This window comes from Agrobacterium larrymoorei (assembly GCF_005145045.1).
GTDB classification, from domain to species: domain Bacteria; phylum Pseudomonadota; class Alphaproteobacteria; order Rhizobiales; family Rhizobiaceae; genus Agrobacterium; species Agrobacterium larrymoorei.
On sequence record NZ_CP039692.1, the window covers coordinates 707,641 to 730,284 of the forward strand.

Sequence of the window (22,644 nt, forward strand, 5' to 3'; positions counted from 1 at the left end):
TTCAGTAGCTATCGCGACGGGCAGCTTCTTCCGTCTGAGAAGCGGCCCAGAGTTGCATCTGCACAGCGTTCTGGAACTCCATGACTTCGCGGCGCATGGCGCCGTCTTCGTAACCGAGATCGGTCAGATGGGCAGCGAGTGCGCGGCACTCATCCCGCCAGAAGCGGTCGGCTTCAGCACCGTGAAGCACTTCCAGCATTTGGACGCAACGGTTGATATCACGAACGCGATTTTTGGCAGGAAACGCAATTACTTCAGAACGCTTGGTCACACGCACACCTTGCTGCTTGGGAATCGGTTCCCCAGTTTTAAGGGCTGCATAGTTAACGAAGTCTGCAACCTGCTCGCATCCATGTCTCATCATCGGCTCATCCTCTGATCGCTTCACAACGCGAAGCTGTCAAAAACCATAAAAACTATAACTGTGCACCGAGCCAGCAGCCGGAAAAAACCGAAAATTCGCGTAAACTTTACCATTAAACATTACCGAAATTTCATTCCGCATAGGCTATTGAAAGTATAACTCGGTTGAAACGGTACTCGTTTCATAATATATTTGCTTGAAAAAGAACCAATGAAAAACGCCATTCCCTACGGGAGTAGACATCTAGCGGAGGACAGAGATATGCAAGCGCCACGCGTTTTCATCAGCATGATCTGTGCTTTGCTTGTGTTTGCTGTTGCAACATATTTTATCCACGGCTCCTTCTATACCGCCTTTATCCAGACGCTGATCTGTCTTGTGATTATTCAGGTCGGTTACTTCATCGGTGTGGTTTATCTTGTATCCCGCGAGAAGAAGCGGATGCGCAAGACATTGGAATTCCAAAAGGAAATGCCTGCGGCAAACGAGCCGTCGGTTGCCGAAAACATGTCTGCCGTAACCCGGCATCGCCCGAAGTTGACCGATATTTGAACGATTTACCGCGCGGCCAAATTTTTGCAGGTGCGAAATAAAATATCAGGTTCCACATCCCTGACATTTTCTGCCCCCACAAAACGTTCAGGCAACGAAGCAAGGGAGCAGGCATGACAAGCGGTTCGCAATCCATTTGCGTGATAATTGCTGCAAAGAACGCATCCGACACCATTGCGCAGGCTATATTTTCTGCGCTTGCTGAGCCGGAAGTTTCGGAAGTCGTGGTGATCGACGATGGATCGACCGACGCGACGGCGGCAGTTGCAACAGGATGCGACGACGGTTCGGGGCGATTGAAGGTCGAGCGTTTCGACGTTAATCGCGGACCATCCGCTGCACGCAATCACGCCATCGCCATCTCTTCAGCGCCGCTCATCAGTATTCTGGATGCGGACGACTTCTTTTTCAAAGGCCGCTTTGCAGCAATGCTGGAGCAGGATGACTGGGATCTGGTGGCCGATAACATCGCCTTCATCCAGCAAGGCTTCAAATCCGGCTCCACCATTGTTCCAGATAGCTTCGCCCCCGCCCACCATTTTCTGACCCTAACCGAATTCGTGGAAGGCAATATTTCCACGCGCGGTATCGAGAGAGGCGAGACCGGCTTCCTGAAACCCGTCATCCGGCGTGCCTTTCTGGAGCAGCATGGTCTTTCCTATGACGAAGCCCTGCGGCTTGGTGAAGATTACGAACTTTATGTTCGCGCTCTAGCCTGCGGTGCACGCTACAAGGTCATTCGCAATTGCGGTTATGGCGCCATTGTGCGCGGCGATTCCTTAAGCGGCAGGCACCGCACCGAAGACTTGCGACTGCTCTATGAAGCAGATCGCAAAATCCTTCGTGATTACTCTCTGGCTTCTCAGGAAAAGGCGGTTCTGCAAGCGCACGAACGGCATATCCGGGAGAAATTCGAACTCAGGGATTTTCTGGATGCCAAGGCAAAAGGCGGATTGGGTGGCGCGATGAGCCACGCACTGGCTCGTCTTGCGGCAGTTCCGGCGATTACGACGGGGATATGGTTCGACAAGACCGCGCGCTTCCGCAAGAAACCGAAGCCGGTTGCGGATATCCGGTATCTCCTGAAGGGAACACCGCTGTCGTCCTGAAACAACAGCGGCTTTCGCCTCGTCAGAAATAGTCCCGTTTCACGGTTTCAAGCACAGCCTGGAACCGTTCTTTTCGTTCTTCCAGCCGTCCATCAGGGCTCAATCGCGGCTCTGCGCGGCTCGCCTGCCAAAGAGCGAGAGAGGAAGGAGCGGCGAGAACCTGCTTCGCCAACTTGCGAAGCGACGGACCTTGCTGCTCTGCCCGTACTAAGACATCGCCATCTTCCTGCACATGGCTGTAAGGCTGAGAGACAACTTCGGCAGGTGGAGGCGGAGGGAAGCTCATGCCCCAGAACTTGGAGCCCTTCTTCGCGGCTTCGGCACGCGTCGAAACAGGAATGTAGCGCGGCTCATATTTCACGCCGACGCTTCCAGCCCAGTCGCTCCATTTGAAATTATTGATCGACGTCGACGTACTGACCGCCACCCAAGGCACGCGGAAAGCATCGGCCAGAATTGCACCATGCATCGATTCCGCAACGATGAATTCGGACTGTGCAATCTGCTTTATGACCGACTTCGCTTCACCTCGTGGGTCAAGATAGGTCAGTCCAGCGGGTTCACAGACATTTTCCCAAATCCCGAATTCCGCCGATTCCCAATGGGGGACGAAGGTTTTCTTATGGATTTTCCTGAGGCTCTGAAACTCCGGCATCTCCGTGACCATCACGGCCGGATCGACGATGCCCATTTCAGCGGGCAGGCCGAGCTTTGCCGCCGTCATCTCGCCGCGAACGCAACGAATGTCCCAAAGGTCCTTGTTGGACGTATCGGGCACCGCGCCGTAGCCATAGCCGCTGCCGATGATCAGCTTGCGCTGGCCGGGCGGAAAAAGCACATCGTTGAGCACGGTGCCGACGCCAACCAGCAGCACATCCGGGTGAACATCGCGCAGGCCGGGCAGCAGAAAGTCCCAGAGCCAGAGATTGAGGTCATCGCCGAAATTGCCGTGATGCGATTCCCAGTGATATGGTTTCATGGATTACTCCTGAAGAATAAGGGGATGCGACGACTGCTATTTCGGTCGCGCAAGCTTCCCTGCTCCGAGTTCTATCGCCGCGCGCAGAATGGCCGGATCGCGCACCATCCACTTGAACAGCAGCCCAAGTTCAGGAGCTCTTCTGCGCTTCAAGTTGCCAGCCTGACTCCACAAAGCCTGCTTGCGTGCCGTGTTCTTGTAAGACGCAATGGATTCTACATCCTGCGGGCGCGTGGAGAACCGATCCTGTAACGTGTCCAGCGCGACCCAGGTGTTGAACTGCTGACGCAGGAATTCCGGAGAGGTGTTATCGATGCTGTGAAATATGTTCACCCCCAGGCCGCGCGCAGCACCGGGATCGTTACACAGAAGCGTGCGCTTGGCAGCCAGCACGCAATCGCAGAAGAACAGAACGTCTTCGGCAGCCAATCTGAGAGCAGGGTCGAAGCGCACGGTTTCGATCAGCGGTCTGCCGATGACCATGCAGGAAAGATGCAGGAAGCTCCAGTTCTGAAGCATAATGCTGGCCAGATCCGGCAACTCGATGACGCGTGGTGATTCGGCCAGCCGAACCGAGCCGTCATTTTTTTCCAGCTCGGAAATAGCGAAGTGATAATAGAACTCATCACTTGCCTGCATCGAGGCCCAGTAGCATTCACCACCGAAGGTATCGAGGCTGTATTCGGCGTTCTTCAGATGATCCGGCGTCCAGATATCGTCCGAATCGAGAAAAGCGACATAGGAAGTTTCCGCTGGAACATTATCCAGCGCGGTGTTGCGAGCGCCGCCTGGTCCGGCATTGGGTTGCTTGACCACCTTGATGCGGTTTTGCTGCTCTGCGGAAAGCTCTGCCAGTTCATTTTCAATGGGATAAGGCGATTCGTCATCAACGATGACGAGATCGAAATCCTGACATGTCTGAGAGAAAACCGATGCCAATGCACGACCAAGAACGCCATGCTGTTTTTGGTAATATGGAATAACGACTGTAAATTTCGCCATTGTTTCGCCCCTTGTTCTGATCAAGAAGTGTCGGGCCCGCCGATTTGTGCGGCCCCGATGTGTGGCAATTCTCTCCCGCCAACGATGAATTCGCTGGCCTCCAAATTATAGGATGCACGTATGCCTCCAGCTCCGAGCGTCAAGACGATTACGGCCAATGTCGGCTGGAGCGTTCTCTCAAAGACAGGTACATTCGGGCTTAAATTTGTCACGGTACCAATTCTCGCACGATTACTGACGCCGGAAGAATTCGGCGTCGTTGCGGTCGGTCTCACCGTCGTTCAGTTCCTGACCATGATTGCAGGCGCGGGTTTGACCTCCGCACTGATCGTGGAAAAGGAAGAGGATATGGACACGATCCATACCGTCTTCTGGGCAAATCTTGCCATTTCCTGCACCATGGCGGCGATACTTTATTTCGGCGCCGAGTTCTTCGGCGGCCTGCTGGGCGCCGTCGAAAGCGCCTATCTGCTGCGTATCATGGCCTTCCTCATTCCGCTGCAATTGGCGGGCGATGTGGCCTATTCCCTTTTGGCAAGACGCATGAATTTCAGCAAGGACGCGATATGGAGCATGACGTCCGAGAGCGCTGCGGCAATCCTTGCCGTGGTCCTTGCCTTTGCCGGTTTCGGCGTCTGGGCGCTGATCATCCAGCTTTTTGCAGCGGCGCTCATTCGCCTCGTCGGCCTTTACGCCGTGTCGCGTTACAAGCCACGCCTCGTCATGAAGCCGAAGCGACTGATCCCGCTTCTCGGCTTCAGTTCCGGCCTGATGGGCTCGGAAATCGCCAATTTCGTTACCTTCCAGTCACCCATGGTCATCATTGCACGGTATCTCGGCCTTGCGGATGCGGGCGCCTACTCGGCCTCGAACCGGTTTGCCAGCATTCCGAATCAGGTCGTTCTATCTGCCGTCATGGGCGTGCTTTTCCCGGCCTTCAGCCGCATGATGGATGACAAGCAAAGACGGCGCGATGCGCTGATGTTCAGCACGCAGGTCCTGACCGTCATTCTGGCGCCGATGATGTTCGGCCTCTGGGCGGTTGCCGAACCGGCAATGCTGGTGATCTTTGGCCCCAACTGGGCCTATGCCTGGCCGGTGCTTGGACTGCTTGCTCTTTCCAAGGCAATTCTGACCCCTTGCAGCACCTTCATTCCCTATTTGAAGGGCGCGGGATATGGCCGCGTTCTTTTCTGGTCGGCCACGATTCGCGCCGTGTTAACGACCGCTGCGGTCTGGCTTGCCGCAATTTACGGAACGCTGATCGACGCCATGGTCTGGCTCTGCATCGTCAATGCCGCCACGCTGGTCGCCTATTCATGGGCGGTGTTCAAGGCAAGCGAGACGCCGTTTTTCTCAGGCCTTTACGTCAGCAGCCGCCCAATGATCACAGCTTTCATCATGGCGCTTGCGGTGCGGTATACACTGAGCCTGACGGAGGCCAGCCTTTCACATGCCTATATGCAGGTGCTGGTCGGCGCGGTTGCTGGCGGCGTCATTTACGGTGTGCTGGTATTGCTGACCGAGCGTGCCCTGTTGCGCAAAATCCTTGGGCTCGTGCGGGACCGAAGGGCGAAGAAGGCAATGGCACCTGAACCTGCCTGACCCAACCGCCTTATTTCCGCCTTAAATTCGCCCGGCTTGCGACATTGTTTCTGACAATTCCGTGACGCCGCCGGGCATTTATTTTGCACCGCAGCATGAACATCCACAGCCTTCGATTAAAAATCGATTGATCGTCAATTCTCTCGTTTTTAATAAAACGATTTAAAATCAGAGCCTTGTGAAAACGTAGACGTAACGTAAGGCGGGTTCCCAGACATTTACCCCTTACATCTTGAGAGACGATTTTTCTGCGTCGCCACATTTTACCCTAAACTAAAAACCAGACTTTTGGGCACGGGCTTCACGTTCGCTTTGTTTGAAACGCGGTGTAGGGGAGACACTGCCCAACCAGGGTAACTGATGTGACAGTTGATCAGAACCTATCTTCCCGTATCAATTTGATGCGCATAATCTTGATATCCGGCATTGTCTTCGTTCATGTGCCGCATAATCCCGAAACCAGCCCCTTTCTGGGTCTTTACGGTTTCTTCGACTGGCTTCGCGTCTTTCTGGGCGATGCGCTGTTTCGCATAGGCGTGCCCTGTTTGAGCGCAATTTCCGGTTACTTGCTGTTTCGCAAGGGCTTCGCTGCGTTCGATTACACGGCAACGATCAAGTCCAAGACGAAGACGGTTCTTCTGCCTTTCCTGCTTTGGAACGGCGCTCTTTTCCTTGCTGTGCTTTTGATTCAGCGCGTGGGCCTCGGCGTCGGTTACTTCCCCGACCTGTGGAACGCCAGCCCGCGCGAAATCATCAGCCATGGCGCGGCGGTTGAAGAGTTGCCGGTCAACGTACCGCTTTATTTCCTTCGTGATCTCTTCGTCTGCATTCTGCTGTCGCCCATCCTGGCGCTACTCGTGCGTCGTTTCGCGCTGCCGACACTCGCAGTGCTGCTGCTGGTGACTGCTATTCCCGATCTGACGCTGATGATCGTGCAGAAGAAATCGATCCTCTTCAGCTTCACGCTCGGCATTGCGCTGGCGCTCCATAAGGTCGATCTCAAGACGCTCGACCCATATGCGGGCAAGCTGACCGCGGCGACGCTGGTGGCTGCCGCAATGCTGGCGACGGGCCTCTATTTTACCGGCCCTGAATTCACCTTCGAGCTGAACCTGCTTCGCAATCTTCTCGCGGTATTCGGCGCAATCGGCTTCTGGGTTGCCTCTTCACTGCTGGTGAAGAGCAAGCTCGGTCAGCGCCTCGCTCAGACGGGTAGCCTCAGCTTCTGGATTTTCTGTGCCCATTACCCGCTTCTGGTCCTCATGTGGATGGTCTGGAACAAGGGCGGCCCGGACTTCTACCCCGCCTTCTACATTGGCGCGGTCCTGCTGACCTTCGCCATTCTGATTGTGACCAATGCACAGGTGCGCGCGAAGCTTCCCAGCCTTTACGCGGTGCTGACCGGAAGCCGCAGCGGCAAGCCGAAGCCCGTGCAGCATGTCACTTCGAAAGAGCCCGTGGCTGCACATCAGCCACCCGCAAATCCTGCCTACACGCAAAGACAGAGGTAATCCCATGACCAACGTCCAGCACCTTTTGGCCACAGCATTTGTGACCCTCAGCCTCGGCTCGACTGTGGCGGTTGCTCAGGAAGACAACGGCAAGTCGTTTATCGAGAACTTCGACAGTATGGACCGTTCGTTCTGGTATGTTTCCGATGGCTGGAACAATGGTCCGCATCAGAACTGCACGTGGTCGAAGAAGCTGGTGAAATTCGAGGGTGGGCAGTTGCAGCTGGGGTTTCAGGAAGGCCGAGCGGGGGACCGTAATTATTCCTGTGGGGAAATCCAGACCAAGGGGCGGTATCGTTATGGCACCTATGAGGCGCGGATCAAGACGGCAATCGGGTCCGGCCTGAACTCGGCTTTCTTCACCTATATCGGCCCGACCGACAAGAAGCCGCATGACGAGATCGACATGGAGGTTCTTGGCAAGAACAGCGGTCAGGTGCAGCTGAACCAGTATATTTCCGCCAAGGGCGGCAATGAGCAGCTGGTGGATGTGCCAGGCGGTGCAGACAAGGGGTTCAACGACTATGCCTTCGTCTGGGAGCCGCAGCGCCTGCGTTACTACGTCAACGGCAAGATGGTGCACGAGGTGACCGATCCATCGAAGATCCCGCAGACGCCGCAGAAGATTTTCTTCAGCCTGTGGGGCACGGATACGCTCAAAAGCTGGATGGGCAAGTTCGCCTATACCGGCCCGACGACGATGCAGGTGGACCGCCTGGCCTTTACCGCGCTGGGAGACAAGTGCCAGTTTCCGCAGTCGGTTGCCTGCGCCACCAACTGACGCACGCTACCTGATTGCCGCCCTCGATAACCGGACCGGATATGACCCATATTCTCTACCTCGCGCATGATCTTGCAGACCCCGCCATCCGGCGGCGCGTCATGACGCTGCAGGCGGGCGGTGCAACCGTCCTGCTTGCAGGGTTCAGGCGCGGCGAGAATGCGCTGGCGCAGGTGGATGGTCTGACGCCGGTCGTGCTTGGCGAAACGGCCGATGGCCGCTTTGCCCAGCGCATCGCTTCGGTCGTCAAATCCAGCTTTGGCCTTGCCGATAAGCTGAGGGGCGTTGCAAAGCCCGACATCATTCTGGCGCGCAATCTGGAAATGCTGGCGCTTGCCCGCCGGGCCAACGCGCTGTTCGGCGCCGATGTGCCGGTGGTCTATGAATGCCTCGACATTCACCGCCTGCTGCTGAATGACGGGCTGCCGGGAAAACTGCTGAACGCGGCACAGCGCTTCCTTGCCGCAAATGCGCGCCTGCTGATCACCAGTTCGCCTGCCTTCGTCGACAATTATTTTGCGCCGCGCTCGGGGCTTGATCTTCCCGTGCTGCTTCAGGAAAACAAGGTTCTGATGCTGGGCTCTGAAGCGACGCCTGAGCCTTTGCCGCGCGTGCCGGCTGCGGGAGAGCCGTGGAAGATCGGCTGGTTCGGTGCATTGCGCTGCCGCAAATCGCTGCAGATCCTGACGGATTTTGCCGAGCGGATGGACGGGCGTGTGGAAGTTGTCTTACGCGGACGCCCCGCCTATTCGGAGTTCGATGACTTCGACGGCATCGTCGCCAAAGCGCCGCATGTCACGTTCCACGGGCCGTACAGGAACCCCGAGGATCTCGCTTCGATCTATAATGAGGTGCAGTTCACCTGGGCGATAGACTTCTTCGAAGAGGGGCAGAACTCCAGCTGGCTGTTGCCGAACCGGCTGTATGAGGGCTGCCTTTATGGCACCCTGCCCATTGCCGTTTCCGGCACGCAAACCGCGCGCTTCCTGCAAAAGCGCGACATCGGCTTTGTTTTGCCGCAGGCCGATGCGGACACGCTTGCGACGCTGTTCACCGGTCTGGATGAGCGGATCTATACCGACGCCTTCGAAGAACTGTCTGCCGTCGACCGGCATCAATGGGTAACGGACCGGGATGATTGCGAGCAGCTCGTGCGCAGGCTTCAGGCGCTGTCTTCGCCTGACGGCCAACGCGCTGCCGATGCCGCGCTTTCCACGGTTTGAGCTGGGGACAAGAGATGAAACTACCGACCATTCCCGATATCAAGACGCTGATCGTCATCCCCTGCCTCAATGAGGCGAAGACGATCGACGATCTTCTCCTGAAATTCTCCAGCACGCTGAACGGCCCGGATGATCGCATCGTGGTGGCCGATGGTGGCAGTACGGATGGCACGCGCGATATCGTCGCCGACTTCTCGCGTCAGGACCCGCGGGTCATTCTTCTGGCCAATCCCAAGCGCATTCAAAGCGCGGGCATCAATCTTGCCATCGACGTGTTCGGCAAGGATTACGACTATCTGATCCGTATCGATGCGCATGGCGATTATCCGGATGATTACTGCTACCGGCTGTTACAGGATGCGGTCGAAACCGGCGCGGATTCGGTCGTCGTCGCCATGGATACGGTCGGGCACAGCACGTTCCAGAAGGCGACTGCGATTGCGCAGAATTCCAAGCTCGGCAATGGCGGTTCCAAGCACCGCGAGGGCGCCAAGGGCCATTGGATCGATCACGGCCATCATGCCTTGATGCGCATCGCCGCCTTTACCGAAGTTGGCGGCTATGATGAAGGCTTCAGCCATAATGAAGATGCCGAACTGGACCATCGTTTACGAAAAGCGGGCTTCCGTATCTGGATGACCGACAAGACGCGCATGACCTATTATCCGCGCGCAAGCGTTCGTCCGCTGTTTAAGCAATATCTGGCCTATGGCCGGGGGCGTGCCAAGAACCTGCTCAAGCACCGCACCCTGCCGAAAATCCGCCAGATGATCCCGCTGTCCGTCTTGCCCGTGGTCATTCTTGCGCTGTTGGGCTTCGTGCACTGGGTTGCGCTCGTGCCGCTGTGCCTCTGGATTGCCGCATGCTTAAGCTATGGCGTGTGGATGGCCATCGGCCAGAAGAACCCTTATGGCCCGCTTGCCGCGCTGTCTGCCATGATCATGCATCTGGCCTGGTCGACCGGCTTTTGGCTGGAACTCATCGGCTCCTTCGTCGCGCCCGCACCCTTTGCGAGAAAGGCAGTGTCATGACCTCCAATTCCGCCTCTGCGACAAAGGTCGATATCGGCATCTGCACCTATCGCCGCCCGGCGGTGGTTGCGACGCTGAAATCGCTGTTCGAACTGGACGTGCCGGAAGGCGTCTCCGTCCGGCTGATCGTTGCCGACAATGATGCCGAACCATCGGCAAAGGACAGTATCGACCGGCTGCGCGAGACCTCGCCATTTGCGATCAGCTACATCCACTGCCCGATGTCGAACATCTCGATTGCCCGCAATGCCTGCCTGTCTGCCTGTGAAGCGGATTATCTGGCGTTCATCGACGATGATGAAACGGCACCGCGCAACTGGCTCTCCGAGCTTTTAAAGACGGCAAGAGAGACCGATGCGGAAGCCGTGCTCGGCCCGGTCACGGCACTCTACAAGGACAATGTGCCCGGCTGGATGAAGAAGGGCGACTTCCACTCCACTTTCCCCGTTTGGGTCGATGGCGAGATCATCACCGGCTATACCTGCAACACGCTTTTGAAGATGGATGCTCCATCGATCAGCGGACGCCGCTTTGCCCTGTCGCTGGGCCAGAGCGGCGGTGAGGACACGCACTTCTTCACCCATATGCATGCGGATGGCGGACGCATTGCCTATGCGCAACATGCGATGCTGACCGAACCCGTGCCGGATACGCGCGCAAGCTTCCTATGGCTGGCAAAGCGCCGCTTCCGCTCCGGGCAGACGCATGGACGGCTGAAGGCGGAGCAGAAGACCGGACTGAAGCGCCTGCCGCTGATCGTCGCGACGGTAGCGAAGATCGTCTATAGCGCGGTCTTCACAGTTCTGACCGCTTTCGATCCGGTCCGCCGCACGCGCTCTGCCCTACGCACGGCGCTGCATGCAGGCGCGCTCAGCGGTATCTTCGGCGTGCGCGAAATCCGTCAATATGGAACGGTGGAGGCTGCATGAGCGCGCTGCACACGCAACCGGATGTCACCTTCATCATCGCGGCCTATAATTCTGCGGATACGATCGTTCCCGCCATCGAAAGTGCGCTGACGCAGCAGGGCGTGTCGCTTGAGGTCATCGTCGTGGACGATTGTTCCTCGGATGCGACGCGCGAGATCGTCGGTGCGCTTGCCGAAGGCGAACCGCGCGTCAAGCTCCTTGCACTTGCGCAAAATCTCGGGCCCGGCGGCGCGCGCAATGCAGGCATCGATGCAGCACGTGGACGCTGGATTGCGGTTCTCGATTCCGACGACGTGATCTATCAGGATCGCAGCGCCCGCATGATCTGGCGCGCCGAGCAAGCCATTGCGCAGATCGCGGTCGATAATCTGGACGTGGTCTATCTGGACGGACGCCCGAAGGACACGATGTTCTGCCAGAAATTCCTGACGCAGAAAGAGACCTTGACACTCGAAGAGTTCATCGGCTCGAACATCCTGTTCAAGTCCACCTTCAATTACGGCTACATGAAGCCGATGTTCCGGCGTGACTTCCTCAATGAAAACGGCCTCCGGTTCCGCCCCGATCTGCGGATCGGCGAGGATTACCTGCTGCTCGCTTCCGCTCTGGCCAAAGGCGGCCTCTGCGCCATCGAGCCGACGCCGGGCTATGTCTACAACATCCGCGAGGGCTCCATCTCGCGCGTTCTGGAACTGCGCCATGTCGATGCGATGATTGCGGCAGACCGCGATTTCCTCGCCGAGTTCACCCTTCTACCCGCCGCCATGGATGCCCAAAAGGCCCGCACCCGAAGCCTCATCGAAGCCCGCCACTTCCTCATCCTCGTCGACAGCATCAAACGCCGATCACCAACTGGCATAATCAATGTCGCACTCAAAAACCCACGCGCAATGCGACATCTCACTATGCCTATTGCGGTGAGGATCAAGAAACTAAGGGAGGCGATTTTTCCGTCTCAACTGCCCTCACAGGTGAAACGACAGACTTCGTGAATTTCAGTGCAGCTGGATTTCTGAATTTCAATCAAGGAGAATGCCATGGACCTAAATAATACTGTTCGAAAAGCTGTTATTCCTGTTGCCGGTAACGGAACGCGCTTCCTGCCCGCAACCAAGGCCATGCCGAAGGAAATGCTGACGATCGTTGATCGCCCCGTGGTGCAATACGCCGTGGATGAAGCGATGCAGGCCGGGATCGAGCACATCATCTTCGTCACGAGCCGCAACAAGACCGCTATCGAAGATTACTTCGACAGCGCACCGGAACTCGTGAACACACTGACAAAATCCGGCAAGACCGTTCAGGTTCTTCAGCTGGAAAAGATGCTGCCCGTTGCTGGCACCGTCAGCTACACCCGCCAGCAGGTGCCGCTCGGTCTTGGCCATGCCGTCTGGTGCGCGCGTGAACTGGTGGGCAAGGAGCCTTTCGCCCTGCTTCTGCCCGACATGGTTTCCTATGGCGCGCGCGGCTGCATTGCCGGTCTGATGGAACTTTACGATGAAGTGGGCGGAAACATTCTCGGTGTTGAGGAATGCCTGCCGGAAGAAACGTCTTCCTACGGCGTCGTCGGTGTCGGCAATCGCGTCAGCCATGGCTTTCAGGTGACTGAAATGGTGGAAAAGCCGGAACCTTCCAAGGCCCCGTCCAATTATTACCTGAATGGCCGCTATATTCTGCAGCCGGAAATCTTCGATATTCTTGCAAAGCAGGAGCGTGGCGCAGGCAATGAAATTCAATTGACCGACGGTATGAGGCGATTGGCTGAGACCCAACCCTTCCACGCTCAGAAATATACTGGCCGCACCTTCGACTGCGGCAGCAAGCAGGGTTTCATCGCAGCCAACGTCGCATTCGCATTGATGCGTTCCGACATGGAATCTCAGGTTCTGAGTTCCATCAAGGAACTGGTTCTGAACCATGAAAGCCGCGTAAAGGCGGCCTGAAACTAGAAACTGCGGGAGGCGGGAAGGCAGGAGAAGCTGCCTTCCCGCGCGCCGTTTAAAAATCACAAGGTGGTCCATGCACCAAAAGACCTTTAGATCGAATGCAAATTTCTCGGATTCCGGCAAGGATTCCGATACGTTCATCGACCTCGACCGCCTGTGGGCCGCCGTGGTGCGCCGCGCCAATGTCATCGGGGCATGCGTCATTGCAACCATGGTTCTGGCAGGACTTTATCTCGTCCTCGCCACCCCCGTTTACACCGCCATGACGCAGGTTCTTCTGGACGACAGCCTTTCCCGCTACGCGGAAGAGGAAAGCCCTATTCCTGCCGCTCAGGTTATCGACAACCGCATTGCCAGCGCGGTCGAAATCCTGAAATCAAAGGAAATGGCGCTGAACGTCGTGGACAAGGCGAAGCTTGACGAGAACGATACCATCGTCAACCCGCCCATGACGCCGATGGATCTGGTCAAGTCCTCGATCAAGGGCGTGGTCGATCTGCTGACGCCGAGTGCTCCTCCCGCCTCGGAAGAGGCGATCCGCAACGGCAAGCGCGAAAAGGCAGCCGCTGTCATCCAGCAGGCGCTGACAGTCGAGCGCGTTGGACGAAGCTCCGTTCTTGCGATTTCCATTCGCTCGACAGATCGGCAGCTCGCCACAAACATCGCCAAGACCTACGCGAATTCCTACCTCACCGAACAGCTGAACGCGAACTTCGAGGCATCAGAGCGCGCATCGGTCTGGCTTCAGGAACGGTTGACCGATCTCAATCAGCGCTCGCAGGCAGCCTCGCTTGCCGTTGAAAAGTACAAGTCCGAAAACAACATCGTGTCCTCCCGAGGCGAGTTGATGTCGGAAGGCCAGCTGGCGGATTTGAACGGTCAGCTCATCGCCGCGCAGGCCGATGCTGCGACCGCGCAGGCGCGTTATACGCAGTATAAGTCCATCATCGATCAGGGCCCGGACAACGCCGTCAACAACGCCGTCGTTTCTGCCCGCGACACGGATAACACCGTGATCCAGGACCTGCGCAAGCGCTATATCACGATCTCGGATCGCGAACGCGGTGTCGTGCAGCAGTTCGGAAACGATCATCCTCAGGCCGTTGCGCTGGAAAGCGAAAAGAAGGATGTGGCGCGCCAGATCTATCAGGAGCTTCAGCAGCTGACGGGCAGCTTCAAGAACGAGTTCGATGTAACGCAGTCGCGGGTGCAGTCACTGCGCGAAAACATCGACCGCGTTGCAGGCCGCAATTCCGAAGCCAACATGACGATGGTGAAGCTGCGTGAACTGGAACAGCAGGCCGCAGCCCTGAAGACGCTCTACGAATCCTATCTCGGCCGTTTCGAGGAGGCCTCACAGAAGCAGTCCTTCCCGATTGCCAAGGCTCGCATCATCTCCGAGGCCGGTCTTCCGACTTCGCCTTCCAGCCCGAAGAAGACCATGACCATGGCGCTTTCCGTCGTACTCGGCCTTATGCTGGGTGGAGGTCTCGCCGCCGTGCTGGAGTTCCGTGACCGTTACTTCCACACCGGCAACGATGTGCGTGACAATCTGCGCATGCGCTTCCTCGGCTACCTGCCCTTCATCGGGGAAAAAGGTGTCGAGAACGGAAAATCAGAGACCGGCGCTGCGACGCCCGATATACCCGACACGAATATCGAGGATAATGGTCAGGTCTCGTTCCAGAAGATGCTGCGGCTTGCGGTGGACAGTCCGCGCTCCAGCTTCACCGAGACGTTGCGCAATGTAAAACTTACGGCAGATGTCGTCGTGCAGGATCGCCAGTGCCGCGTTATCGGTGTAATTTCGTGCCTGCCGAATGAAGGCAAGTCCGTTGTTGCGCTGAACCTCGCGGGCCTGATCGCGACGACCGGCAAGCGCACGCTTGTCGTGGATGCCGACATTCGCAACCCGGGCCTCAGCCGCATGCTGACCACGCGCCAGTCCGCTGGTCTTGTGGAAGTGGTGCTGGATGAGGTTCCGTGGACCAAGGCCGTCAAGGTGGACAGCCGCACGAAGATGGGCATTCTGCCGGTTTCGACCAGCAACCAGTTCGCCCATTCCAGCGAACTGCTCGCCTCCTCCGGCATGCGCAAGTTCATGGATTCGGCGCGTGAGGCCTGCGATTACATCATCGTCGACCTTGCGCCGGTAGTGCCGGTCATCGATGCCAAGGCCTTTGCTTCGCAGGTGGATGGCTTCGTCTTCGTGACCGAATGGGGCAAGACGCCGATCCAGATGGTTCAGAACCTGATGAACCATGAGCCGGAAATTGCCCGAAAGACGCTCGGCATCGTGCTGAATAAGACCGATATGACGGAGCTTCAGCGCTACGCCGATCCGGGCGGTTCGGAACATTATCACGAGCAGTTCGGCGCTTACTATGGCGATGCGAAAAAGCCAGCGCCGGAAACGGTTTGAGTCGTTGAGATGCCCGCTTCGTGCGGGCATTTCTTTTGGTCGGCAGGGTAGATTTCAACACCATTTTCCGACTTGATACCGACTCAATCGATATCGCACAGGAGATGCTCATGCCCTCCCCCATCGCTTTCGTTTCCCGCTCGCCCGATGCCAATGAGGCGGAGTGGACCGATGTTCTTTCGGCTGCGATGCCTGACGAGACCATTATTTCCGTTCGGGCGATGACCGGTGAACAGCAGTCGGCAACGGAGATCGCCATCGTCGCCAATCCCGACCCGTCGGACATTGCAAAACTTGCCAATCTGAAATGGATTCACAGCCTGTGGGCAGGCGTGGAACGTCTTGTCGCGGAACTCGGTCCTGCCGCACCGCCCATCGTGCGGCTGACAGATCCCGAACTGACGCGCGTGATGGCGGAGGCCGTTCTTGCCTGGACCTATTACCTTCATCGGGACATGCCTGCCTACCGTGAGCAGCAGCAGAACAGGGTCTGGCAGGAACTGGACTATCGTCACCCCAAAGACGTCACCGTGGGCCTGATCGGCATCGGCACCCTTGGCACCGCATCCGCTACACGGCTGGTTCAGGCAGGTTTCAACGTGCTTGGCTGGAGCCGCTCCGCAAAAGCTCTCGACGGCGTGACCACCTTGTCTGGAGAGCAAGGGCTTGGTGAGCTTCTGTCGAAAAGCGACATCGTCGTCTGCCTCGTGCCGCTAACCGCCGAGACCCGTGGTCTGATCAACGCGTCCCGTCTTGCCACGATGAAGCGAGGCGCGTCGCTGATCAACTTCGCCCGCGGTGCTGTCGTGGTGGCCGATGATCTCATATCAGCACTGGATAGCGGACAGGTATCGCATGCCGTTCTGGATGTTTTCGAACGCGAGCCGCTGGACACTCAATCTCTGTTCTGGGCTCACCCGAAGGTTACGGTACTTCCCCATATTTCCGCGCCGACAAATCGAAAAACATCTGCCGCCATCGTTGCGGAGAATATCCTCAACTGGCGCAATGCAGGTGCGCTACCCAAGACGGTGGATATGGAGCGAGGGTACTGATGCATCGTTGTGTTTCGAGACATCTCCTCCTGCCGTCATCCTCGGGCTTGTCCCGCTGCGATCCGGTTTAAACTGGGTGGGTAATTTGGAACGAGAACGGCTCCCCTACCCGTCACCCCGCACTTGATGCGGGGTCCAGCAGACGTGCGTCTGCGCGTCGAAAGAGTCTTTCAGACCAAGGATTTGGTCTGGCTGGATCCCGGATCGAGTCCGGGATGACGGAAGTGGGGTTGCACCTCGCCACCCCGCAGCAAACGCCGTCAAAGCTTGTCCCAACCGGATTTGAAGAATGGAACTGCAATGCGTTCAAAACCTTGCCGCGCATCCGCACATTTAACCGGACAGCGGTGGGCTTGTCCGGGAATCTGCAAACCTATTGATTTTATTGACGTGAGAATTCCTCGGCACAAGGCCGAGGACGACGGTCGCGGTTACGCGACCTACTCAGCCCCACTCGTTGCCTGCTCGATGGCGAAGCGCACGTCGCTCTCGTTATAGGGCTTGCACAGCAGCACAGCGCCCGCCGGAGCGTTCTTTGGCAAGAAATTATCGCCCGTTGCGAACACCACACCGATTTCCGGCCTGCGTTGTTTGATAAGCACTGCTAGGTCCGCGCCGCTCATATCCGGCAAGCCCAGATCGGTCACCAGAACATCGACCTCTTCGCGGTCCAGCAGATCTATCGCCTGCGTGGCGTTGGCGGCTTCGACGACGGAGTGGCCGCCGTCGATCAGGATGTCGGTGGTGTTCATGCGAATGAGTTCATCATCCTCCACCAGCATCACCCGCACTGAATTCCGGCTTCGCATCTTCGAGATTGCGTCGCTGACGGAGCCGGTCTCGGACGTCCGGTCCCGACCGGATTCGGCACGCTGCTTCTGGTTGGCGATGACGTGGCGCAGGCGTCTGGCTAGCGCTTCACGCGTATAGGGCTTCGATAGAAGCTCTACGCCCGCATCCAGTTTGCCGCCGTGAACGATGGAATTTTCGGTGTAGCCGGAGGTGAAAAGGATGGCCAGATGCGGCAGCCTTTCCTTGGCGCGGCGGGCCATTTCGCTGCTCTTCAGCGGGCCTGGCATAACGACGTCGGTGAAAATCACATCGATCGGGATACCGCTTTCGGCCACCGTCAGACCGGCCTGCGCATCGCGCGCCGTTAGCACGCGATAGCCGAGATCGGACAGGATTTCGACAACGGTGCTGCGCACCTCATCATCATCTTCCACGACGAGAACGGTTTCGCTACCGCCGACGACCGGGCCACTATGGATGACGATTTCGCGATCTTCATCGGCCATGGAGCGTGGCAGGTAAATCTTGACCGTCGTGCCTTGGCCGAGTTCCGAGTAAATCTTGACGTGACCGCCGGATTGCTTGACGAAGCCATAAACCATGGACAGGCCAAGCCCCGTGCCCTTGCCTTCCGGTTTGGTGGAGAAGAAGGGCTCGAAAACACGGTCCAGAATTTCGGGCCGCATGCCGGAGCCGGTATCGGAGACCGCCAGCATCACATATTGCCCCGGCTCCACTTCCGCATGGGTGCGGGCGTAGTCCATATCCAGAGAAGCGTTGCCGACTTCAATCGTAAGCTTGCCGGAGCCTTCCATCGCATCGCGCGCATTGATGGCAAGGTTGAGCAGCGCATTTTCCACCTGTGTCGGGTCGGCATAGGTGTTCCACAGCCCGCCTGCGGTGATGACCTCGACCTCTACGGCCTCGCCGATCGAGCGCCGCAGAAGATCGTCCATGCCTGCCACGAACCGCCCGACATTGATGACGCGCGGCTCCAGCGCCTGGCGGCGACCGAATGCCAGAAGCTGGCTCGCAAGCTTGGCGCCACGGGTCACACCTGCCAGTGCATTGCCCACGCGGCGCTCTGCCCGCTCGTTACCTGCGACATCCTTGGAAAGAAGCTGAAGATTTCCGGCAATGACCTGAAGCAGGTTGTTGAAGTCATGCGCAACGCCGCCGGTCAGCTGGCCGATGGCTTCCATTTTCTGCGCCTGCTGCAAGGCAAGCTCCGTCTGGCGACGCTCGGCAATTTCCTTTTCGACACGCGCCTCAAGGCTTTCGTTCAGCTGGCGCAACTGCTCTTCGGCGCGGATTCTGTGCCGGATCTCACGTTCCAGATTGGCCGCATGTTCCTTGAGCGATGCTTCGGCAGTTCGCTGCTCGGTAATATCGGTATGGATGCCAACCCACTCGATGATGGAACCTGAAGCATCCAGAATGGGCACGGCACGGATCGCAAAGGTGCGGTAAACGCCATCGCGCCTGCGCACGCGGTGTTCCCAAACATAGGTCGCCTTTGCGGCAACGGCGCGGTTCCAGCTATCGATGGAGCCTTCGCGATCTGCGGGATGAACGGCCTCGGACCAGCCGAAACCCTGATATTGATCCTGCGATTGCCCGGTCAGATGCGACCAAGCGGGCTGTTCGCCCATCATCCGGCCATCCGGGCTGTTGGTCCACAACACGCCATGAACGGCTTCGACTGCCGCACGGAAGCGATTATTGCTGACGATGAGACCCTCTTCGGCCTGCTTCCGTTTTTCAATATCGATGATGAGAATATAGCTACCGTCGACCTCACCGCTGGCATCGCGGCGCGGAACATAACGAATTTCCGCCGCATGGACCGTGCCATCCGCACGTCTGATGCGCGTGTCGCTGACGACCTCTTCGCCCGCCATGGCCTTTTCGATGAAAGGCTGGCGCTCCTGATAAAATTCCTCGCCAACCACTTCGAGAACACGCCGTCCGAGAACATCCTCCGGCGCCATCCCGAACCATTCGAGATACCCCTGATTGGCAAACCGGTAGACGTAATCTCGGTCGATGAAACCAACGAGAATGGGCAGCGCTGCGGTCAGACGGCTCAGCTCTTCCCGGCTTGCGGCAAGAGCCTGAACGGTTTTGACCTTTTCCGTATTTTCCAGCACGGTGCAGAGTACGCCCTCCACCACGCCTTCATCATTATGGATCGGCGTGTAGAAGAGATCGAATATTACATCTTCCGGGGTGCCATTGCGGTGCAGAACCAAGGTCTGATCCCGGAAAGACTGAACTTCTCCACGAAAACCTGCCTCAAGTATCTTCTGGTTCCAGTCCCAGATTTCCGGCCAGATTCCGGGCACCGTATCGCCCAGTGCGCGAGGATGATAATTCCCGGCAATTTCGATATAGCCGTCATTATAGATCATCACATGATCCGGCCCCCACATGAGAACCTGCGGGATCGGAGAATTGACGACGGAATTGACCTTAAGACGCAGGATGGATGACCAGTTCGAAATCGGACCCAGCGAGGTCTTGGACCAGTCAAAAGCGCGAACGAGCGCGCCCGCCTCTCCACCGCCGATTGGCCAATTGGCAGAAACATCCATATCAGTCATGCGAATTCACCAAAAGAAAAAGACCCAGCCACAGGCATCGTGCCGTAAACCATAACAGAAACAGTACCATGCGGTCTATTCGAACGCACTTATCAAGCTTGTTTTCGCTGACTATGCAAGAGGCATAACAATTATGTCAGTGACCGTTACGGTTTAACCACGAAACGACACCTCGCGCGGCAGCTTTTCCGGTGGCGAAACAGGCCGTTAGCAGGTATCCGCCAGTTGGCGCTTCCCAGTCCAGCATCTCACCGCAGGCAAACGTGCCGGGCATGGCTTTCAGCATATAGTTGTCATCGATGCCATCCCACCTGACGCCACCTGCACTCGATATCGCTTCGCTGATCGGGCGCGGTGCAGTCACTGTCAACGGCATTGCCTTGATCAACTGAGCAAGAGCTTCCGGCGGCAACTCGGCAGCATTCGTGTGGCATTCGCGCAGCAGAGAGGCTTTTACCGGGGGCAGCCCTGCGGCCTTGCGCAGCCTGTTGGAGAAGCTGTCCTTGCGGGACGCGCGCGCCAAATCTTTGCTCAAGCGTTCAACCGAGCGCCCCGGCGCGAGATCGACCAACAGTTCCGTGGCCTCACCGCGATTTAAACTGTCTCTAAGCGCAGCAGAATGTGCATAGATCAGGCTACCTTCCACGCCCGTTCCGGTGATGACGAACTCCCCTTCGAAGCGTCCGGCGGCCGAACTCGTGCTGACGGATTTGACCGGCTCTCCGGCGAAACGCTCGCGAAAATGCTCGCTCCAACTCGCGTCGAACCCGCAATTTGCGGGCTGGAACGGCGTGGTATCAACCCCGACTTCCTCCAGCCTGGGCAGCCACTCACCCGTTGACCCAAGGCGTGGCCAGCTCGCGCCGCCAAGCGCCAGCACCGCGGCATCCGGCTTTACCGCAACCTCGCCATCTGGCGTTTCGAAAAGGAAGGCTCCGGCTTTCATGCCGGTCCAGCGATGCCTCACGCGGATCGTGACGCCATGCCCTTCCAAACGGCGCAGCCATGCACGAAGCAATGGAGAACCTTTCATCGCCTTGGGAAAAACGCGGCCAGAGGTGCCGACGAAGGTTTCCTGACCCAGATCGTCAGCCCAATCTCGCAGCATTTGAGGCGTAAAGGCATCGAGCGCGGCCTTCAGCCTTGCTTCCGCAGCGCCGAAACGGCTGGTGAAGAGAGCATATTCCTCGCCATGCGTGATGTTGAGGCCCGACTTGCCTGCCATCAGAAACTTGCGCGCAACTGTGGGCATCGCCTCATAGACCGTGACATTGCAGCCTGCCGCAGAGAGCTTTTCCGCAGCCATCAACCCTGCGGGGCCGCCACCGATGATCGCTACCTGTTTCATGCCCATGCCAGATGCCGTTCCTTCACGCTTTGCACACTCTTAATCCGATTTGCGTCCACCCGTATATGCGCTATTGAGGCAGCATGTTCACGCTGACCAGAACCGAAACCTACGAGCAGGACGCCAAGAAAAGCCGGTTTATCGCTTTCGCCGGGCCTGTGGCAAATGAAGAGGCTGCAAAGCGCTTCATTGCCGAGCATTCGGATGGTGCAGCGAACCACAATTGCTGGGCATGGCGTGTGGGCCAGAATTACCGTTTCAGCGATGACGGAGAGCCATCCGGCACAGCGGGAAAGCCGATCCTGCAGGCCATCGACGGTAACGAACTGGACGGCGTTGCCGTTGTGGTTACCCGCTGGTTCGGCGGCATTCTTCTTGGCAGCGGCGGGCTGATCCGGGCCTATGGCGGAACCGCTGCGGTTTGCCTGAAGACTGCCGAGAAAACTGCGATCATTCCAATGTACCAGACCAGCATCGAATGCGGTTTTTCCGATCTGGCACTGGTAAAGGCGCGGCTGCTATCCATTAACAACCTCTCGCTGGATGGCGGGAGCTTCGGCGCATCAGGCGCGGAACTGACCCTTTCCATTCCGGTCGAAGCGGTTGCCCAAGCTGCTCAGATGCTTCGCGATATCACCAGCGGACGCGTTCAACTAACCCTGCCGGAGTGAACTTACACGCTACTGGCGGGCTGCGGAAAACATGCTATGAGGCTTCACATGTCTTCCGAACTGTCGAACCCGATCTACCATCCGCCACTGGAGCCCTATATCTCGATTGTGCACCGGGATGAGGACCTGCTTGTGCTGGACAAGCCAAGCGGCTTGCTATCGGTTCCGGGCCGCGACCCTGCCCTTTTCGACAGCCTTCTGACGCGTGTGCAGAAAAAATTCCCAAAGGCCTTGATGATCAACCGGCTGGACAAGGATACATCGGGCATCGTGCTCATGTCTCTCAACCGCAAGGCCCATGCGGCAATCGCCTCGCAATTCGAGAACCGGACGACGGAGAAGACCTATTGCGCCATCGTATGGGGCAATGTGGAGGGCGGGAGTGGAGAGATCGACCTGCCGCTTGCCATCGATCCGGAAAACAAGCCGCGCCACCGGGTAGACCATGAGAATGGCCGCGCCTCGCAGACGGAATGGCATGTGCTGGAGCGCCTGCCACTTCCCGCAACGAGACTGAGACTTCACCCTTTGACGGGTCGGACACACCAGCTGCGCGTCCACCTCAAAGCCATAGGACATCCCATTCTCGGCGATGAATTTTACGCGCATGATGCAGCGTTGAAGGCGGCTGACCGGCTTTTGCTGCATGCGGAAGAGGTTCGCTTCAAGCACCCCGATGGCCGCGACGTCGCCTATCGCGTTCCCGCACCTTTCTGAGAGA

At 57.6% G+C, this 22,644-nt stretch carries 19 protein-coding genes; 14 read left to right on the forward strand and 5 right to left on the reverse strand.

Features of this window, described 5'->3' with window-relative positions:
* Position 1: 1 nt before the first annotated feature.
* On the reverse strand, positions 2-271 hold the full coding sequence (locus CFBP5473_RS17555; RefSeq protein ID WP_027674972.1) for a DUF6074 family protein: 270 nt from the start codon (positions 269-271) through the stop codon (positions 2-4).
* A gap of 303 nt (positions 272-574) precedes the next feature.
* Here CFBP5473_RS17555 and CFBP5473_RS25605 point away from each other — a divergent pair, with 303 nt between their 5' ends.
* Complete coding sequence (locus tag CFBP5473_RS25605) at positions 575-916, forward strand: exopolysaccharide production repressor protein (RefSeq protein WP_272949276.1); 342 nt, start codon at positions 575-577, stop codon at positions 914-916.
* 113 nt (positions 917-1,029) lie between these two features.
* A complete protein-coding gene (locus CFBP5473_RS17565; protein WP_027674970.1) occupies positions 1,030-2,025 on the forward strand; it encodes a glycosyltransferase family 2 protein in 996 nt (331 codons plus the stop codon).
* A gap of 22 nt (positions 2,026-2,047) precedes the next feature.
* Here the strand turns inward: CFBP5473_RS17565 and CFBP5473_RS17570 are convergent, their stop codons facing one another.
* Together CFBP5473_RS17570 and CFBP5473_RS17575 are read right to left on the reverse strand one after the other, a co-directional pair.
* Positions 2,048-3,004 (reverse strand): polysaccharide pyruvyl transferase family protein, encoded by a 957-nt coding sequence (locus tag CFBP5473_RS17570; protein WP_027674969.1) that lies wholly within the window; start codon positions 3,002-3,004, stop codon positions 2,048-2,050.
* A 36-nt stretch (positions 3,005-3,040) separates the two neighbouring features.
* Positions 3,041-4,006, reverse strand: coding sequence for a glycosyltransferase (locus CFBP5473_RS17575; protein ID WP_027674968.1), 966 nt, complete (start codon positions 4,004-4,006; stop codon positions 3,041-3,043).
* Positions 4,007-4,126: 120 nt separating this feature from the next.
* On the opposite strand from CFBP5473_RS17575, the gene CFBP5473_RS17580 reads away from it, so the two are divergent.
* The 10 genes from CFBP5473_RS17580 to CFBP5473_RS17625 all read left to right on the forward strand — a co-directional run bounded on the left by CFBP5473_RS17580 (position 4,127) and on the right by CFBP5473_RS17625 (position 16,509).
* Positions 4,127-5,611 (forward strand): lipopolysaccharide biosynthesis protein, encoded by a 1,485-nt coding sequence (locus CFBP5473_RS17580; protein ID WP_027674967.1) that lies wholly within the window; start codon positions 4,127-4,129, stop codon positions 5,609-5,611.
* Positions 5,612-5,973: 362 nt separating this feature from the next.
* Positions 5,974-7,122: an acyltransferase family protein gene (locus CFBP5473_RS17585; RefSeq protein WP_106389372.1), complete on the forward strand. Its 1,149-nt coding sequence runs from the start codon at positions 5,974-5,976 to the stop codon at positions 7,120-7,122.
* Positions 7,123-7,126: 4 nt separating this feature from the next.
* Positions 7,127-7,903 (forward strand): endo-1,3-1,4-beta-glycanase ExoK, encoded by a 777-nt coding sequence (gene exoK / locus CFBP5473_RS17590; RefSeq protein WP_027674965.1) that lies wholly within the window; start codon positions 7,127-7,129, stop codon positions 7,901-7,903.
* Positions 7,904-7,944: 41 nt separating this feature from the next.
* Entirely contained in the window at positions 7,945-9,126 is a 1,182-nt protein-coding gene (locus CFBP5473_RS17595; protein ID WP_136954395.1) for a glycosyltransferase family protein, read from the forward strand.
* 14 nt (positions 9,127-9,140) lie between these two features.
* Positions 9,141-10,157, forward strand: a complete 1,017-nt coding sequence (locus CFBP5473_RS17600) for a glycosyltransferase family 2 protein (protein WP_136954396.1) — start codon at positions 9,141-9,143, stop codon at positions 10,155-10,157.
* Positions 10,154-11,086, forward strand: a complete 933-nt coding sequence (locus CFBP5473_RS17605) for a glycosyltransferase family 2 protein (RefSeq protein ID WP_136954397.1) — start codon at positions 10,154-10,156, stop codon at positions 11,084-11,086. Before CFBP5473_RS17600 ends, CFBP5473_RS17605 begins: the two co-directional genes overlap by 4 nt.
* On the forward strand, positions 11,083-12,078 hold the full coding sequence (locus CFBP5473_RS17610) for a glycosyltransferase family 2 protein (protein WP_136954398.1): 996 nt from the start codon (positions 11,083-11,085) through the stop codon (positions 12,076-12,078). Before CFBP5473_RS17605 ends, CFBP5473_RS17610 begins: the two co-directional genes overlap by 4 nt.
* Positions 12,079-12,123: 45 nt before the next feature.
* Positions 12,124-13,029 (forward strand): UTP--glucose-1-phosphate uridylyltransferase, encoded by a 906-nt coding sequence (locus tag CFBP5473_RS17615; protein WP_027674165.1) that lies wholly within the window; start codon positions 12,124-12,126, stop codon positions 13,027-13,029.
* A 76-nt stretch (positions 13,030-13,105) separates the two neighbouring features.
* Positions 13,106-15,454 (forward strand): polysaccharide biosynthesis tyrosine autokinase, encoded by a 2,349-nt coding sequence (locus CFBP5473_RS17620; protein ID WP_027674164.1) that lies wholly within the window; start codon positions 13,106-13,108, stop codon positions 15,452-15,454.
* A 110-nt stretch (positions 15,455-15,564) separates the two neighbouring features.
* Complete coding sequence (locus tag CFBP5473_RS17625; RefSeq protein ID WP_027674163.1) at positions 15,565-16,509, forward strand: 2-hydroxyacid dehydrogenase; 945 nt, start codon at positions 15,565-15,567, stop codon at positions 16,507-16,509.
* Positions 16,510-16,949: 440 nt separating this feature from the next.
* Here CFBP5473_RS17625 and CFBP5473_RS17630 read toward each other — a convergent pair whose 3' ends face one another.
* Positions 16,950-19,904 (reverse strand): hybrid sensor histidine kinase/response regulator, encoded by a 2,955-nt coding sequence (locus CFBP5473_RS17630; RefSeq protein WP_027674162.1) that lies wholly within the window; start codon positions 19,902-19,904, stop codon positions 16,950-16,952.
* 136 nt (positions 19,905-20,040) lie between these two features.
* On the reverse strand, positions 20,041-21,258 hold the full coding sequence (locus tag CFBP5473_RS17635) for a TIGR03862 family flavoprotein (RefSeq protein ID WP_027674161.1): 1,218 nt from the start codon (positions 21,256-21,258) through the stop codon (positions 20,041-20,043).
* Between the two features lie 77 nt (positions 21,259-21,335).
* On the opposite strand from CFBP5473_RS17635, the gene CFBP5473_RS17640 reads away from it, so the two are divergent.
* The gene (locus tag CFBP5473_RS17640; protein WP_027674160.1) at positions 21,336-21,923 is read left to right on the forward strand and encodes an IMPACT family protein; all 588 of its coding nucleotides are present in this window, start codon (positions 21,336-21,338) and stop codon (positions 21,921-21,923) included.
* A gap of 48 nt (positions 21,924-21,971) precedes the next feature.
* Entirely contained in the window at positions 21,972-22,640 is a 669-nt protein-coding gene (locus CFBP5473_RS17645) for a pseudouridine synthase (protein WP_027674159.1), read from the forward strand.
* Positions 22,641-22,644: the final 4 nt, after the last annotated feature.